The organism is Saccharopolyspora rhizosphaerae (genome assembly GCF_003931915.1).
Lineage (GTDB): Bacteria > Actinomycetota > Actinomycetes > Mycobacteriales > Pseudonocardiaceae > Saccharopolyspora > Saccharopolyspora rhizosphaerae.
Genome location: NZ_RSAA01000007.1, coordinates 283,240 through 300,185, shown reverse-complemented (window position 1 = coordinate 300,185; position 16,946 = coordinate 283,240). Strand labels below are relative to the sequence as shown.

Below are 16,946 nucleotides of genomic sequence, written 5' to 3'. Positions count from 1 at the left end.
TGATCGCAACCACCACTGTGCATCGCGGAGAGGCGGAACTGTGCGAGTGCTGCTGAAGGACGTCCGCCCCTACGGCGAGGGCGAGCCGGTCGACGTGCTCGTCGAGGGCACCACGATCGCCGAGATCGGCCCCGAGCTGAACGCCGATGCCGACGAGATCGTGCAGGGTGGTGGCGCGGTCCTGCTGCCGGGCTTCGTGGACCTGCACACCCACCTGCGCGAACCGGGCCGGGAGGACGCCGAGACGATCGAGACCGGCTCCTCGGCCGCTGCGCTGGGCGGCTACACCGCCGTGTTCGCGATGGCCAACACCGACCCGGTCGCGGACAACGCGGTGATCGTCGAGCACGTGTGGCGCCGGGGCCGCGAGGTGGGCCTGGTCGACGTGCACCCGGTCGGTGCGGTCACCGTCGGGCTGGCGGGCGAGAAGCTCGCCGAGCTCGGCACCATGCGGCACTCCGCCGCCGAGGTGCGGGTCTTCTCCGACGACGGCAAGTGCGTGCACGACCCGCTGCTCATGCGCCGCGCGCTGGAGTACACCCGCTCCTTCGGCGGGCTGGTCGCCCAGCACGCCGAGGAGCCGCGGCTGACCGTCGGGGCGCAGGCCCACGAGGGCCCGAACGCGGCCCGGCTGGGCCTGGCGGGCTGGCCCGCTCCGGCCGAGGAGTCCATCGTGGCGCGCGACTGCCTGCTGGCCGCGCACACCGGCGGCTCCCTGCACGTGTGCCACGTCTCCACGGCGGGCACCGCGGAGCTGCTGCGCTTCTTCAAGGACCGCGAGGCCGGTGGCGCCGTCTCGGCCGAGGTGACGCCGCACCACCTGCTGCTCACCGACGAGCGGCTGACGACCTACGACCCGGTCAACAAGGTCAACCCGCCGCTGCGCACCGACGCCGACGCCCTGGCCCTGCGCCAGGCGCTGGCCGACGGGACCGTGGACTGCGTGGCCACCGACCACGCCCCGCACGCCGACCAGGACAAGGACTGCGAGTGGTCCGCGGCCAAGCCGGGCATGCTGGGGTTGCAGACCGCGCTGGGCATCGTGGCGCAGACGATGGTGCGCTCCGGGCTGCTCGACTGGCGCGGCGTCGCGCGGGTGCTCTCCGAGCGTCCCGCCGAGATCGCCGGCCTGTCCGACCAGGGACGACCGGTCGCCGTCGGCGAGCCCGCCAACCTCGCGCTGGTGGACCCGGACGCCGAGTGGACGGTGCGCGCCGCCGAGCTGGCCAGCCTGGGGCAGAACTCGCCCTTCGAGGGCATGCGGCTGCCCGGACGGGTCGTCGCCACGCTGCTGCGCGGCACGGTGACCGCGCACGAAGGCAAGGTGAGGCGCTGATGGAACGCGCGTTGTGGGTGCTCGCGCTCGCCGCCCTGGCGGGCCTGGTGTTCTTCGGGATGCGACGCGGCTGGTTGGCCCGAGCCCGACGACAGGCGGCCGAGCTGCTCCCCTTCCCGGAGCCGCCGGTCGCCCCAGGCGCCGAGGTCCTCACCCCCGCCACCGGCATGTACGTCGGCACCACCAAGGCGGACGACTGGCAGGACCGCATCGCCGTCGGTGACATCGGCCACCGCGCCAACGGGACCGCGCACCTGCACGACCGCGGACTGCTGGTCGAACGCGACGGCGCGTCGCCGGTGTGGATCCCGGCCGAGTCCGTGGTGGACGCCCGGCTGGACCACAAGCTGGCCAACAAGGTCGTGCCCGGCGCCGGACTGGTCGTGGTGACCTGGCGGCTCGGCGACCAGCTGCTGGACACCGGGTTCCGCGGCGACGACAAGCAAGCGCAGACCGAGTGGGTCGAGGCGATCCGATCGCTGCCCGCTCGCACGACTTCGAACACATCGGAGGACGGATGAACGGGAGCGCACCCGTTCATCCGGCCGACCGGGGCGTGGGACGCACCCACGCCGGCACAGGAGGACAGATGACCGCGCACACCCCGGCCGCGTTGGTGCTCGAGGACGGCCGGATCTTCCGCGGGGAGGCCTACGGCAAGGTGGGCCGCACCCTCGGGGAGGTCGTGTTCACCACCGGCATGACCGGTTACCAGGAGACGCTGACCGACCCCTCGTACCACCGCCAGATCGTGGTGCAGACCGCGCCGCAGATCGGCAACACCGGCTGGAACGACGAGGACGACGAGTCGGAGAAGATCTGGGTCGCCGGCTACGCCGTGCGCGACCCCGCCCGCCGGCCCTCGAACTGGCGCTCCACGCGCAGCCTGGACGACGAGCTCGCCGAGCAGGGCGTCGTGGGCATCTCCGGGATCGACACCCGCACCCTGACCCGCCACGTGCGGGAGCTGGGCGCCATGCGCGGCGGCATCTTCTCCGGGCCCGAGCTGGTCTCGGACGAGCAAATGGTCGCCGCGGTCAAGGACTCCTCGGGCATGGTCGGCGCCTCCCTGGCGGGCGACGTCACCACCGGCGAGACCTACGTGATCCCCGCCCTGGGCGAGAAGCGCTTCAGGGTGGCCGCGCTGGACATGGGGATCAAGGCGAACACGCCGCGGATGATGGCCGAGCGGGGCATCGAGATCCACGTGATGCCGCTGGCGTCCACGATGGACGAGGTCCTGGAGATCGCGCCGGACGGGCTGTTCCTGTCCAACGGTCCCGGTGACCCGGCGACCACCGACGCGCAGGTCGAGCTGACCCGCCAAGCCCTGGACCGCAAGCTGCCGCTGTTCGGCATCTGCTTCGGCAACCAGGTGCTCGGTCGCGCCCTCGGGCGCGGCACCTACAAGCTGCAGTACGGCCACCGGGGCATCAACATCCCGGTCATCGACCAGGAGACCGGCAAGGTCGCGATCACCGCGCAGAACCACGGCTTCGCCGTGGAAGGCGAGCCGGGCGAGGAGTTCGACACCGACTTCGGCCGCGCGGTCGTGTCCCACCACTGCGCCAACGACGGTGCCGTCGAAGGCCTGCGGCTGCTGGGCGGCCCGGCGTTCTCCGTGCAGTACCACCCCGAGGCGGCGGCAGGACCCCACGACGCCGCCCCGCTCTTCGACCGTTTCGTGGACCTCATGTCGGAATCGAGCAAGTCATGAACAGCGTTGTGCCCAGCCGCGCCGTGCGCGGCATCCCGGGGGAACGTGACGCCCAGCCAGCAGCGCGGATCTCGGGACGAGAGATGCCGCCCCACGTCACCACCACTGCGAACTGCGGAGAGGCGGTACAGCGCTGATGCCCAAGAGGACTGATATCAACCACGTTCTGGTCATCGGTTCTGGGCCGATCGTGATCGGCCAGGCCTGCGAGTTCGACTACTCGGGCACCCAGGCGTGCCGGGTGCTGCGGGAGGAGGGCATCCGCGTCTCGCTGGTGAACTCCAACCCGGCGACGATCATGACCGACCCGGAGTTCGCCGACGCCACCTACATCGAGCCGATCACCCCCGAGTTCGTCGAGAAGGTGCTCGCCAACGAGCAGGAAGCCGGCCGGCCGGTCGACAGCATCCTCGCGACGCTGGGCGGGCAGACGGCGCTGAACACCGCGATCGCGCTGCACGAGCGCGGCGTGCTGGAGAAGTACGGCGTGGAGCTCATCGGCGCCGACGTCGACGCCATCCAGCGCGGCGAGGACCGGCAGATGTTCAAGGACATCGTGCGCTCGGTCGGCGGCGAGGTGCCCTCCTCGAAGGTCTGCAAGTCGATGGACGACGTGCGCTCGTTCGTCGAAGGGGCGGGCCTGCCGGTGGTCATCCGGCCCAGCTACACCATGGGTGGCCTGGGCTCGGGCATGGCGCACACCGAGGACGAGCTCGAGCGGATGGCCTCCTTCGGCCTGGCCGAGTCCCCGGTGCACGAGGTGCTCATCGAGGAGAGCGTGCTCGGTTGGAAGGAGTACGAGCTGGAGCTGATGCGCGACCACGCCGACAACGTGGTGGTCATCTGCTCCATCGAGAACGTCGACCCGATGGGCGTGCACACCGGTGACTCGGTGACCGTGGCGCCGTCGATGACGCTGACCGACCGCGAGTACCAGCACATGCGCAACGTGGGCATCTCGGTGCTGCGCGAGGTCGGGGTCGACACCGGTGGCTGCAACATCCAGTTCGCCATCAACCCGACGACCGGCCGCATGGTCGTCATCGAGATGAACCCGCGCGTGTCGCGGTCCTCCGCGCTGGCGTCGAAGGCCACCGGCTTCCCGATCGCCAAGATCGCCGCGAAGCTGGCCGTCGGCTACACCCTCGACGAGATCCAGAACGACATCACCGGGGAGACCCCGGCGTCGTTCGAGCCCACGCTGGACTACGTGGTCGTGAAGGTGCCGCGGTTCGCCTTCGAGAAGTTCCCGGGCGCGGACCAGGAGCTCACCACGACCATGAAGAGCGTCGGCGAGGCGATGGCCGTGGGCCGCAGCTTCTCCGAGGCGATGGGCAAGGCGCTGCGGTCGATGGAGACCAAGTCCGTCGGCTTCTGGACCCGGCCCGACCCCGACGACGCCACGCTGCAGTCCACGTTGGACGACTTGCGCACCGCGCACGACGGGCGCATCTACACCGTCGAGCGCGCGCTGCGCTTCGGCGCCACCGTCGAGCAGGTGCACGACGCCTCGGGCATCGACCCGTGGTTCGTCGACCAAGTCGCCGCGTGGGTGGAGCTGCGCCGCGAGCTCGTCGACGCCCCGGTGCTGGACGCCTCGCTGCTGCGGGTGGCCAAGCGCGCGGGCCTGTCGGACCGCCAGATCGCCGCGCTGCGCCCGGAACTGGCCGGGGAGGACGGCGTGCGCGCGCTGCGCCACCGGCTGGGCGTGCGGCCCGTCTACAAGACCGTCGACACCTGCGCCGCCGAGTTCGCCGCGAAGACGCCGTACCACTACTCGGCCTACGAGTCCGACCCCGCCGCGGAGTCGGAGGTCGCCGAGCAGCGCGAGAAGCCCAAGGTGATCATCCTCGGCTCCGGCCCGAACCGGATCGGGCAGGGCATCGAGTTCGACTACTCGTGCGTGCACGCGGCCATGGCGCTGCGCGACGCCGGGTACGAGACGGTGATGGTCAACTGCAACCCGGAGACGGTCTCCACCGACTACGACACCTCGGACCGGCTGTACTTCGAGCCGCTGACCTTCGAGGACGTGCTGGAGGTCGTGCACTCCGAGCAGGAGTCGGGCACGGTCGCCGGCGTGATCGTGCAGCTGGGCGGCCAGACCCCGCTGGGGCTGTCGCAGCGCCTGGCCGACGCGGGCGTGCCGGTCGTGGGCACCCCGCCGGAAGCCATCCACCTCGCCGAGGAGCGCGGTGCCTTCGGAGACGTGCTGGTCGCGGCCGGTCTGCCGGCCCCGCAGTACGGCACGGCGACCTCGTTCGAGGGCGCCAAGCGGATCGCCGACGACATCGGCTACCCGGTGCTGGTGCGCCCGTCCTACGTGCTCGGCGGCCGGGGCATGGAGATCGTCTACGACGAGGCGTCCCTCGAGGACTACATCGCCCGCGCCACCGAGGTCACCCCGGAGCACCCGGTGCTGGTGGACAAGTTCCTCGACGACGCGATCGAGATCGACGTCGACGCGCTGTGCGACGGCACCGAGATCTACCTCGGCGGCGTGATGGAGCACATCGAGGAGGCCGGCATCCACTCCGGCGACTCGGCGTGCGCCCTCCCGCCGATCACCCTGGGGCGCCAGGACATCGAGATGGTCCGCCGCTCCACCGAGGCGATCGCTCGCGGTGTGGGCGTGCACGGCCTGCTCAACGTGCAGTACGCGCTCAAGGACGACGTGCTGTACGTGCTCGAGGCCAACCCGCGCGCCTCCCGCACGGTGCCGTTCGTCTCCAAGGCCGCTGCCGCTCCGCTGGCCAAGGCCGCGGCGCGGATCATGCTGGGCGCCAAGATCTCCGAGCTGCGCACCGAGGGTGTGCTGCCCGCCGAGGGCGACGGCGCGGACCTGCCGGTCGACGCGCCGGTGGCGGTCAAGGAAGCGGTCCTGCCGTTCCACCGCTTCCGCACCCGCGAGGGCGTCGGCGTGGACTCGCTGCTCGGGCCGGAGATGAAGTCCACCGGTGAGGTCATGGGCATCGACACCTCCTTCGGCCAGGCCTTCGCCAAGTCGCAGGCCGGTGCTTACGGGTCCCTGCCGACCTCCGGCAAGGTGTTCGTCTCGGTGGCCAACCGGGACAAGCGCTCGCTGGTGTTCCCGGTCAAGCGGCTCGCCGACCTCGGGTTCGAGATCTTGGCGACCGAGGGGACCGCGGAGGTGCTGCGGCGCAACGGCATCACCTCCACCGTGGTCGCCAAGCACACCGAGTCCGTCGAGGGGGAGCGCGACGTCGTCGACCTGATCAAGGCCGGCGAGGTCGACATGATCATCAACACCCCGTACGGCAACCCGGGCCCGCGGGTCGACGGCTACGAGATCCGCACCGCGGCGGTCTCCCGCGACGTCCCGTGCATCACCACGGTGCAGGGCGCGGCTGCGGCGGTGCAGGGCATCGAGGCCGGGATCCAGGGCAACATCGGTGTCCGGCCGCTGCAGGCCTTGCAGGCCGCGCTGCGGCAGGGCGGTGAGTGACGGTGGCTGACTCGCCACTGCGGGCCGGCTTCGGCGCCCGCCTCGCCGAGGCGGTGCGCCGGCGCGGGCCGCTGTGCGTGGGCATCGACCCGCACCCGTCGCTGCTGCACGCCTGGGAGCTCGGGGAGAGTCCCCAGGCGCTGGAGCGGTTCGCGATGACGGTGGTGGAGGCGCTGGCCGGCCGGGTGGCGCTGCTCAAACCGCAATCGGCGTTCTTCGAGGCCTACGGGTCGGCCGGGATCGCGGTGCTGGAGAAGGTGATCACCGAGTCGCGGCAGGCCGGTGCGCTGGTGCTGCTGGACGTCAAGCGCGGTGACATCGGCTCGACGATGGCGGCGTACGCCATGGCCTACCTCGACGAGCACGCGCCGCTGGCCGCCGACGCGATCACGGTCTCGCCGTACCTCGGTTACGGCTCGCTGGCCCCGGCCATCGGCCTGGCCGAGCAGAACGGCAGGGGTGTGTTCGTGCTGGCCCGCACCTCCAACCCGGAGGGCGTGGGCCTGCAGCAGTCGGTGCACGGCAGCGGTGACGCGGTCGGTCAGCACATCGTGGACTGCGCGGCGGAGTCCAACCTGGACAAGGAACCGATGGGTCACGTCGGGGTGGTGGCCGGAGCCACGATCCCGGCGGGCGAGCTGGACTTCTCCGCCCTCAACGGGCCGATCCTCGCCCCGGGCCTCGGCGCCCAGGGCGCGACGGTCCGGGACCTCAAGGCCCTGTTCGGCAGGGCTCTGCCGAACGTCCTGCCGACCACGTCGCGGGACGTCCTGCGCCAAGGCCCCGCGGTGCAGTCCCTCCAGGACGCCCACGCCCGCATCGCGGAAGACATCAACCGCCAACTCGGCATCTGACGACCCACCCGAAGAGGGCCTGTGCGCACGGCGCACAGGCCCTCTTTCCCCACCGTTTCTCGTGCCTTCTGCGCTCCGGCCCCCCGCCCTCCGGTGCGCCTGCTTCTCGGGGGCTCGCCCCGGGCGCAGCTCCCGGACCCACGACACCGGACCTCCCGTCCCCAACGCCCGCGTCGCCCTCGTTCACCTACCCGCGCGCTTCCGCCGCGCACCCGGTCAGGTGACGCGACGGCTTGGGTATCGGGTTCGTCGAGGCGGATGTCTGGCTGGGCGCGGCGGCGAGTTGTGCCAGGTCGCTCCGGTGGGGCTCCGGTGGTGGAAGGCGGTCGGCGCGTTCCTTGATCGCGGAGGGCCATCACCGTTTCGAGGTGGTCGCCGGGGTGGTGTGCGGTCTCGCGAACGACCGGGGCGAGCTGGACTCGCCGGGGTTCGGGTGGTCGGTACTGGCGTGGAACAGTGGAGGGTCACCCGCCGGTAAAGATCTGGTAGCGCACCATGATTGCTGCTCACTCCAGTCGTTGGGCCCCGTGCTGCCACCCGATAGGGTCAGTGGGTGAGGAGTTCGGAGGGTGCATGACCGACGATGCTCCGCTGCTGGGTGGGCGCTACCGGTTGGGTGCCCGCCTGGGCGGCGGTGGGATGGCCGACGTGCACCGGGCCATGGACACCCGACTGCAGCGGCTCGTGGCCGCCAAGGTGTTCCGCTCGGCGACCGATGAGCTGGGGCGCAAGCGCTTCGCCGAGGAGGCCCGGATCCTGGCGGGCTTGAGCCACCCGGGCCTGGTGACGGTGCACGACTTCAGCGCCGACGAGGACGAGCTGTTCCTGATCATGGAGCTGGTCGAGGGCGGCACGCTGGCCGACGTCGCCGAGACCGGCCCGATGCAGCCCGAGGACGTCGCCGACATCGGCGGGAAGCTCGCCGACGTCCTGGCGTACGTGCACGGCAACGACGTCGTGCACCGCGACGTCAAGCCCACCAACGTCCTCCTCAGCAACGACGGCCGCGCGTTCCTCGCCGACTTCGGGGTGTCGCGGTTGGCGGACGCCGCGGGGCGGCTGACCGACTCGGGCATGGTCGTGGGCACCACCACCTACATGGCTCCGGAGCAGGTTTCCGGTGGTGCCGTGGGTTTTCCGGCCGATGTCTACGCGCTGGGCCTGGTGCTGCTGGAGTGCGTGACCGGCCGGGTGGAGTACCCGGGCGGTCCGGACGCGGCGGTGGCTCGACTGGTGCGCTCGCCCCAAGTCCCTCACGGCATCCCGGCGCGCCTGCGCCGCGGCCTGCTGGCGATGCTCATCTCGGACCCGACCCGCCGGATCACCGCTGAGCAGGCCGGTGACTTGCTGAGCGGTCGCACCACCGAGGTGATCACCCCGATCCCGGCGCCGGTGGTGGCACCGCCTCCGCGAGTTCCACAGCAGCGCGTGCAGCGCCCTCCGACGCAGTCGATGCCGACCCAGCAGCCCTCCCAGCAACGCCCCGTGGCGTCGATCGCCGCAGGCGTGGTGGTGATCGCGGTCGTGACGGTGCTCGCGGTGGTCCTCTGGCCCGACTCGAGCGGAACACCTGAACTGCCAGCGGTTTCCGGTCCGCCCGGTCCGGAACGCCTGCCCGCCGACCTGGAGGATCTGGAAAGGCTGGTGCGCGGATGATCCGGCTGGTGCCCGCCCTTCTCCTGGTCGGGCTCGCGCTGGCCGGCTGCGGCGAGGACCCGCAGGTGCGCGCGCAGCTGAGCGCCCGCGTCGCCGAGGTCAAGGCCGCGGCGCTGGCGCAGAACCGCCTCGACGCGGAGACCGCTCTCGTCGCCCTGCACCGCGACATCGCCCAGGCCGTCGCGGACGGCACGCTCGCCCCCGACGACGCCGGTTCCATCATGGCCGCCGCCGAACGGGTCGCCGAAGACGTCCGCGCGGTCCCGGCGGCCACCGGGAACACCCCGGTCACGGTGACGGTCGAGCCCGCACCCCGGGCCGAGGACAAGAAGACCCGGGGCAGCGACGACTGAGCCCCAGCTCCTGACGCCTCACGCTCCGAACCTTCCACACCTGCGTCCACCACGGTCACCCGCCCGGGACGATTCGAAGTTCTCGCGAGGTTCGACCCGTGCCCTGTGCTTTCGCTCGTGCTCGAGGTGGCACTGATCAGTCAGCCGCGCGTGGCCGCGCTAGGGCCGCGTCCCGCGCCTCAGTGCCACGGCGACCTCGCGGTGACGCTCACTCCGGGAACCTGCCGCGCAGCACGTGATCTCGCCCCTCCACATTGGACCAGTGGGGGATCGGCGTCCGCACGCGCTCACGGGGCGTGTGGTTGTGGGCCTCGGCGAGTGGACCACCGTGCGAGGCAGAACAGGCGTCATCGGCGGGAAGGAGAGGACGGAGTTCGGAAAGCAGGATGCGAAGAACTCGCCGGGAAGGGCGATCCCCGCCTCGTCCCGCTCTCATCTTACCCGGGGGTGGGGGACTTGCGGCAAGGCCGGGGTCGTGCCGCACAATGCTTCGCCTGGGCTGCGACCAGCGAAAACGCCGCGCCCGGATGGGGGAGTCGATCACATGCGAGGGGCATTGTCCGTGCGGGAAGAAGAACTGCGGTCCGAACGCGCCTACGTCGTCGAGCTCTACGAGAAGCTCGACGCCGAACGCGCTCGCGTCGAGGACCGCTACCAGGAGGCGCTGCGGGGCACGGGGACGTCGCTGGTGGAACGCGACGTGGCGGTGCGGGCGCAGGCCCGGGAGCTCAAGCGGCTGGGCGTGGCCGACCACGGCCTGTGCTTCGGTCGCCTGGACGCGGTCGACGGCGAGCGCCGCTACATCGGTCGCATCGGTCTGTTCGACGAGGCCGACGACTACCGGCCGCTGCTGGTGGACTGGCGTGCCCCCGTGGCGCGACCCTTCTACACCGCGACCGGGGCCAGCCCGGAAGGCATGCGCCGGCGGCGGCAACTCCACTCCCGGGGCCGTGAGATCACCGGCTACACGGAGGAGGTGCTGGGCCGCCCGGACGGGGAGGCGGCGGGTGATGCGGCGTTGCTCGCGGCGGTCAACGCGCCGCGAGGGGAAGGGATGCGCGACATCGTCGCGACCATCCAGGCCGAGCAGGACCGGATCATCCGCCTGGACCACCCGGGCGTGCTGGTCATCGAGGGTGGGCCGGGGACCGGCAAGACCGTGGTGGCGCTGCACCGCGTCGCCTACCTGCTCTACACGCATCGCGAGCGGATCGAGCGCAGCGGCGTGCTGGTCGTCGGCCCGAACCCGGCGTTCCTGAACCACATCGGGCGCGTGTTGCCGTCTCTGGGCGAGTCCGACGTCGTGTTCGCGACCACCGGGGACCTGGTGCCCGGCTTGCACGTCACCGCAGAAGATCGTCCGGAAGCGGCCGAGGTCAAGGGCTCGTTGCAGGTTCTCGACGTGCTGCGGGCGGCCATCGCCGACCGGCAGCGGTTGCCGGAGGAGCCTCGCCACATCGAGCTGGAGGACGTGGTGGTGCGCCTGGACGCCCCCACCGCCGAGTGGGCGCGGCAGGAGGCCCGCGACAGCGGACTCCCGCACAACGAGGCCCGCGCGGTGTTCCTCGAGATCGTCACCTACGTGCTCACCGAACGCGCCATCGGCCGCATCGGGAAGGGCTGGTTGACCAGGGAGGACACGGAGGCGTGGGAGAACGTGCGCGCCGACTTGCTGGCCGAGCTCGCCGAGCACCCGGACTTCGCGGCGGCCGTGGAGGAGCTGTGGCCGGTGCTCACACCGCAACAGCTGCTCGCCGACCTCTACTCCTCGCCGGACCGGCTGCTCGCGGTGGGTGCGGAGGCGTTGTACCGCAGCGACGGCCACGCCTGGACGGTGTCCGACGTGCCGCTGCTCGACGAGCTCGTCGACCTGCTGGGTGAGGTGAAGAAGCCCAGGTCGAACGCGGAGGAGGCAGCCGAGACCGAGTACGCCGCCGGGGTCTTGGAGATCCTGCAGACCGAACGCCACGACCTGATGGACGACGAGGACCACCTGCTGGCCCAGGACCTGCTGCACGCCGCGGACCTGGCCGAACGCTTCGTCGAGCACGACACCCGCGATGTGGCGGAACGAGCCGCCGCCGATCGTGACTGGACCTACCGGCACGTCGTCGTCGACGAAGCGCAAGAGCTGTCCGAGATGGACTGGCGGGTGCTGATGCGCCGCTGTCCCAGCCGGTCGTTCACGGTCGTCGGGGATCTCGCGCAACGCCGCTCACCGGCGGGTGCGGCCACGTGGGGCGCGGTGCTCGACCGCTACGTGCCCGGGCGCTGGGCCGACCGCGAACTCACTGTCAACTACCGCACCCCGTCCGAGATCATGGAGCTCGCGGCCGCTGTGCTCGCCGGTTTCGCGCCGGACGTCACGCCCCCGGAATCGGTCCGCTCGTGCGGAGTCCGCCCCTGGCGCCGCCAGGTGAGCAGGGCCGAATTCGCCCGCTGCATCAGCGAGTTCACCGAGTCCGAGTCGCAGCGGGAGGGGACCAGCATCGTCATCGGCCCGCCGGACGTGCCGGGCGCGGTGGTCCCGTCGGACACCAAGGGCCTCGAGTTCGACGCGGTGCTGCTGGTCGAACCCGCCCGCGTCCTCACCGGCAACGCCCAGGGCGCAGCCGACCTCTACGTGGCGCTCACCCGAGCCACCCAACGCCTCGGGATCCTCCACGAAGAGCCCCTTCCAGACCTCCTCGCCGGATCAGAGGTGACGATCGAGACCGCTGTCGTGCGGCAGTGATCACCGACCACATCGGACTGGCGCTGGGTGTGGAGCGCGTCAGGGACTCAGGCCGTGATGCGGGAGCTGAGGACGTCGACGCCTGGTCCTTCGAGGTCGGCGAGAGCGACCGGGCGTCCGGTGATCGCCAGGGCCAGCGCCTCGGACGGTCCGCACACCTCGGTGCCCTCACCCCCAGCCCAGTCCTGGTCGGTGGCGGTGAGGCGGAGGCCGGTGAGACGAGCGGCCGGGAAGAAGGCACGAGCGCCGGTCTTCGAGACGAGGAAGTCCAACGCTGCTCGCCACGACCTGGGCGGCGGGTTGACGTCGAGGCCGAGCGGCCGGGCGGCGTCGCGCAAGTGGATGCAGGTGTCGGTCATCGGACCGTAGGGACCGACGAACGGCACGTCCATCTGGGTTCCGGCCCCACGGCGCAGGCCGGCCACGAGCTCGTCGGTGGGCCGACGAGCCCACTCGCGGGTCTGCTCGTCGACGTAGCGGTCGAGGTCACCGCGGTAGCGCAGGACGCTGAGCAGCACCCGAGGCCAGGTGAGGCGGGACTCGAGCGGGGCGAGCAGGTGCGCGGCCACCTCCCGCACCGTCCACCCACCGCACAGGCTCGGTGTCCGCCACTGCTCCGGCGTCAACGACGCGAACATGTCCGCGGCCAGCAGGCGGTTCTCCTCCGAGATGCGGAAGATCTCCCCGACGTCGCCGTTCTTGCGTTCCCCTGGCACTTCCGGCCTCCCGTCCTCAGTGGTGCTGCTCGCACGAGGAACACCGACGGTACTCCCGCGGCCGTCACCCGCTGGCCGGGCAGTCGGGTTTCACCTCGGGAGGGCTGAACTTGCCTTCTGCTGTGACCAGGCAGGGTTGGCCGCTCGTCGCGCGCAGGAGCAGGATCGCCTTCTCCACGGGGATCTGCGGGTTGTCGGGGTCCGAGTAGTCCAGGTCGCCGCTGACGCCGGTGACCTCGCCCCTACCGCTGATCTCGTGCATCCCGGCCGCGATCCCCTGCTTGTCCAGCACCGCCGCATCGCGCGCGAGGACGTTCGTCGCCGCCTGGCGAACGACGGTCAGAGCGTCGTAGGTCAGCAGTGCGCGCCCGTCGCGGTTCTCGTCGCAGGCCCGGCCGAAGAGCTCCTCGTAGGACTTGTAGAAGTTGCTCTGCGCGCGGGTCCGCTCGCAGTTCACGCCCCACATGGCGCTGCTGGCCAGCATGATGTACTCGAGCTTGAGCTCCGGGTAGTTCTGGCTCCTGCCGGTGAGCACGAAGCGGGACACGTCGTCGGCGGCCAGGATCTGCGGGTACTGGTTCTGGCAGCGCGACCGCATCCCGACCAGGAAGTCCTCGAACTCCTCCGCGCGCCCGGTGTAGACGACGATCTCCCCGTCGACCTGCGTCGCCTGGCACGCGTTCCGCCCGAGCTGGTGGACCCGTTCACCCGGCCCGTCAGCGGTGACCCGATAACCCTCCTTCTCCACGACGTGCACCTGCGCGTTCGTGAGCTCCTGCTCCATCGCCTGTGCGAGCTCGGCGCTGTAGATGTCCTTCGGGTCGGCGGAGTGGTAGATGCGTGCCCGTCGGGCGTGCAGCTGGTCCTTGGCGTGCCGCGCGGCGAACTGCGCTTGGCGGTTGTTGTCCGGGCTGACCTGGTAGTAGAACTGCGAGGCCTGCGCGAGGCCTTCGGCGGTGGTCGCCGATCCCACCGACGCGATCCCTTCCCGGCCGAGGATGCGGACCGCCTCGATGGTCGTGTGCGTGCTGAGCCCGAGCCCGACGACCGCGGCGATGCGCTCGCCCCGGTGCTTCGCGTCGACGATCTCCTCGGCGGCCACGTCGGCGAACTGCATCCTCGCGCCGGCGTTGGCCAGCAGGAGCCGCACGGGCACGTCGAGGCCGAGCGTCTCCCGCTGCGCGATCGCGATGCCGCGCAGCTCCTCTCGCGTGGCGCGCACTCCCTGGTCGGTGCCCGGGGAGAACATGGTCAGGTGCACCACGGTGAGGTGGTCGGGATCCGACTCGGCCTTCGCGTTGTACTTGGCGATCTCGTCGAGGGGCTGGTCCAGCTCCCGTGACACGAGCGGTGGTATGCCGTCTGCCAACCCGACGCACTGGTCGTCACCGTGAGGCAGCTGCTCCCGCCTCAGGTCGTCGCGGATGCCGGGCGGCCACAGCGCCACCGACGGGGACCACAGAGGGCGGCAGAACTCGTAGCTGGTGACGGGAACCGCGATGAGGCCTGCGACGAGCGCGGCGATGGCGGCGAAGGAGGTCCAGGGGATGCGCAGCGGTGGCCGGGTGCGTCGCACGCGGTCGTGGATCGTGGGGGCGGGGGAGGCTTCGGGAAGCTCGAAGGGGAGCAGCCACACGCGCTCGCGCTTCGCGTACCTCTCCTCCAAGTTCCTGCGCCAGTCCTCGTAGGCGGTCTCCGGGCTCCCGGCCTGCGCGACGTCGGGAACGCGCGGGTCGATGTCGGTGGCCGACTGCGGTCCCGCGGCGACCACCAGCAGCGGATCGCGCTTGAACGGACCTCGCCGGGGACGAGCGTTGCGCACCTCGGCGATGGTCTTGAGCAGGGTGACCGCTGCTTCGCCGCCTTCGCACTCCAACAGCAGGACGGGGTGGGTCGGCCCGCGCCTGAGCCGGCCGAACAACACCTTCTTGCCGTGCGCGCGTCGCAGGTCTTCCAGCAGGGCGTCGGTCAGCAGGGAACGGATCTGCGACTCGCTCGGCGCCTCGCCCTCCAAGCCGGCGAACCGGCGGGCCAGGTCGAGCAGGCTGCCGGTGAGCAGCTCCGCATCGCGCTGCTGGCGTCGTCCGCCGCGGTGCTCGAACCACTTGTGCGGCCCGAAGAGGATCGCCGCGATGCTCGACGCCAGCGGCACGAGGAACGCCGGCAGCTTGATCCACCAGGGCAGGTCGCTGATGGCGGCGAGGGGCACACTGCTGCGGTGCGTGCGTCCGCCCTCGTCGTGGACGATCTCGTACCCGGCGAAGTGCGCTCGGAGCTGCCTGCTCACCTCCTTCTCCGACAGGCTCGGGCTGTCGGCGTCGGAGGTGCGATCGGTCGCTTCGCGGCGCAGCGAGACCAGCCACGAGGCCAGCGCGAAGTGCCGCGCTCCCGGTCCCAGCCGCCGTCCTCGCCGCCGCTGGAAGAAGTGCACCGCCGCTGAGGCCAGCAACCGCTCTTCGTCGCTGCGCCCGTCCGCGTCGCTCTCGGCCGTCCGCGTCGCCGGGACCAGCGCGATCCGGCGCGCTCCGCGCAACCGGTGCTTGGTCCAGTGCTGGTGCAGCGCCGACAGGAACGCGTAGGCCGAGCCTTCAGCCGTGCGGACGTGGACGAGGGGGAGTGGTTCCTCCGCGCGGAACGGCCGTGGGCGCCGGGCGAGCGAGAAGAGCCACGTCAGGAACTCAGGTGCTCCGTCGAATCCCAGGGCGTCTCGATCACTGCGCATCGCACTCCTATCCGCCGGAGGAAACGCGTAGTCTAGGAACATTACCCGGGAAAACCGCGGTGTTGTACGGCTTTTGGCCCGATCGGCCCATCCGGCGGACGACCGGATCGATCACGCGAGCTCGAGCAGCAGCCGTGCAAGCTGGTCAGACGTGGTGATCCGGTGCACGATGGCCGCCGTCCTGCTCGCCGGAGATCTTCGCCGGCCTGCGGTTGTGCCGCACCCGGAGGGACCGACGAGGCACGCGAGCTCGCGGGTGCGGACTCGCAGGTGAGGTCCGCGATGGCCTGGCGCCATCGAGCAGTCGTTGGCCGGTGGCCAGTTCAACGGAGGACTGCGAGGGAGCCCTTGGGCTGGACGCCGGACCTGGGTGGGCGGGGAGCTCGCGGGGGCGGGGTTGCCGAGGCGACGGGTTCCCGGAGCGTGCCGACGGACTGGTCGGAGAGCGTTCGGCCCGTCGAGCACACCGCAACGTCGGGGCGGGGCAGATGCGGCGCACCCCGGGGCCGGCGAGGCTGAGGCCCCACCTCTCGACGGAGCGGGGTCGTCGGTGGCCGGACGACCGACCCCGAACGGGGAACACGGTCACCGCGGCCACCCGCAGGTCGGCCTTGGCCCTCCACCGCGAACGTCCTGGTGTCGAAGGCAGCTCAGGTCAGGCGTTCGAGATCATGCGACAGCGCCGAGGAGCTGACCTTGCTCGCCGCGCTCACCAGTCGAAGTGGTCGGGGCGCTTCTGAGCGTGCTTCCTGAGCTTGTCGAGCTGCGAGGCGAAGAACTTCGCGTTGCCGCAGCCCAGGCACACCACGGCGCTCAACCCCGACATCGGCAGCCACTGCGTCTTCCGGCGCGGGTGCACCCCGACTTCGTGGTGGCTCGTCAACGCGAGCCCTCCGACGAAGGTGCCCCCGCACAGCTCGCACTGCGGGAAGCTCGACGGTGGCGACATGGCGCTGCGCTACTTGCGCACGATCTTGATGATGATCTGGCCGACGATGAACCAGATCAGAGCGGCGAGCGCGTAGTTCAGCACCACACCGAGCAGCGCGTCGTCCGGGGTGAAGACGTCCCCGAGGCCCAGCACGAAGGTCTGCGCCAAGGTGTAGATGAAGGAGACGAACTCGTTGCTCTGGTTCGCGTCGAGCACCACGAACAGCACGTGCAACGCGAACACCAGCACCACGATCGACACGACGATCCGCACGATCCGCGCGATGGTCTCCCCGACCTGCCCGGGACGACGAGGCGGCCGCCGGTCCCCGTAGTCGTCCCCGTACGGATACCGCCCGGGGTCGTTCCGGTCGTAGGGGTCGCGCGGGTCGTAACTCATGCTGCGGATTGTGTCAGGCTCCTGCCCCAGAACAAGTCGACCGGCAAGGCGTGTTCCGGACG

12 protein-coding genes are annotated in these 16,946 nt (G+C 71.0%); 8 read left to right on the top strand and 4 right to left on the bottom strand.

The annotated features are described in order from the left end of the window. Nucleotides 1-40 precede the first annotated feature (40 nt). From EIL87_RS08030 to helR, 8 genes are all read left to right on the top strand, one after another. Entirely contained in the window at nt 41-1,336 is a 1,296-nt protein-coding gene (locus EIL87_RS08030) for a dihydroorotase (protein ID WP_125089534.1), read from the top strand. After that, nucleotides 1,336-1,857 carry a PH-like domain-containing protein gene (locus tag EIL87_RS08025; protein ID WP_125089533.1) on the top strand — a complete coding sequence of 174 codons (522 nt, stop codon included), beginning with the start codon at nt 1,336-1,338 and terminating at the stop codon, nt 1,855-1,857. Before EIL87_RS08030 ends, EIL87_RS08025 begins: the two co-directional genes overlap by 1 nt. Nucleotides 1,858-1,925: 68 nt before the next feature. Then, complete coding sequence (gene carA, locus EIL87_RS08020; RefSeq protein WP_125089532.1) at nt 1,926-3,053, top strand: glutamine-hydrolyzing carbamoyl-phosphate synthase small subunit; 1,128 nt, start codon at nt 1,926-1,928, stop codon at nt 3,051-3,053. A gap of 136 nt (nt 3,054-3,189) precedes the next feature. Then, the gene (gene carB, locus EIL87_RS08015) at nt 3,190-6,519 is read left to right on the top strand and encodes a carbamoyl-phosphate synthase large subunit (protein ID WP_125089531.1); all 3,330 of its coding nucleotides are present in this window, start codon (nt 3,190-3,192) and stop codon (nt 6,517-6,519) included. A 2-nt stretch (nt 6,520-6,521) separates the two neighbouring features. Further along, the gene (gene pyrF, locus EIL87_RS08010) at nt 6,522-7,373 is read left to right on the top strand and encodes an orotidine-5'-phosphate decarboxylase (RefSeq protein ID WP_233576097.1); all 852 of its coding nucleotides are present in this window, start codon (nt 6,522-6,524) and stop codon (nt 7,371-7,373) included. A 573-nt stretch (nt 7,374-7,946) separates the two neighbouring features. Further along, on the top strand, nt 7,947-9,029 hold the full coding sequence (locus EIL87_RS08005; protein ID WP_125089530.1) for a serine/threonine-protein kinase: 1,083 nt from the start codon (nt 7,947-7,949) through the stop codon (nt 9,027-9,029). 8 nt (nt 9,030-9,037) lie between these two features. After that, nucleotides 9,038-9,382 (top strand): hypothetical protein, encoded by a 345-nt coding sequence (locus EIL87_RS08000; protein ID WP_125089529.1) that lies wholly within the window; start codon nt 9,038-9,040, stop codon nt 9,380-9,382. A 544-nt stretch (nt 9,383-9,926) separates the two neighbouring features. Further along, complete coding sequence (gene helR / locus EIL87_RS07995; RefSeq protein ID WP_233576096.1) at nt 9,927-12,116, top strand: RNA polymerase recycling motor ATPase HelR; 2,190 nt, start codon at nt 9,927-9,929, stop codon at nt 12,114-12,116. Between the two features lie 47 nt (nt 12,117-12,163). On the opposite strand, the gene EIL87_RS07990 is transcribed toward helR, so the two are convergent. The 4 genes from EIL87_RS07990 to EIL87_RS27385 all read right to left on the bottom strand — a co-directional run bounded on the left by EIL87_RS07990 (nt 12,164) and on the right by EIL87_RS27385 (nt 16,884). Next, entirely contained in the window at nt 12,164-12,832 is a 669-nt protein-coding gene (locus EIL87_RS07990) for a maleylpyruvate isomerase family mycothiol-dependent enzyme (RefSeq protein ID WP_199740305.1), read from the bottom strand. A 64-nt stretch (nt 12,833-12,896) separates the two neighbouring features. Continuing rightward, nucleotides 12,897-15,554 carry a type 1 periplasmic-binding domain-containing protein gene (locus tag EIL87_RS07985; protein WP_125089528.1) on the bottom strand — a complete coding sequence of 886 codons (2,658 nt, stop codon included), beginning with the start codon at nt 15,552-15,554 and terminating at the stop codon, nt 12,897-12,899. A gap of 709 nt (nt 15,555-16,263) precedes the next feature. Then, complete coding sequence (locus EIL87_RS07980; RefSeq protein ID WP_125089527.1) at nt 16,264-16,503, bottom strand: hypothetical protein; 240 nt, start codon at nt 16,501-16,503, stop codon at nt 16,264-16,266. Between the two features lie 9 nt (nt 16,504-16,512). Further along, nucleotides 16,513-16,884 carry a hypothetical protein gene (locus tag EIL87_RS27385; protein WP_233576095.1) on the bottom strand — a complete coding sequence of 124 codons (372 nt, stop codon included), beginning with the start codon at nt 16,882-16,884 and terminating at the stop codon, nt 16,513-16,515. Nucleotides 16,885-16,946: the final 62 nt, after the last annotated feature.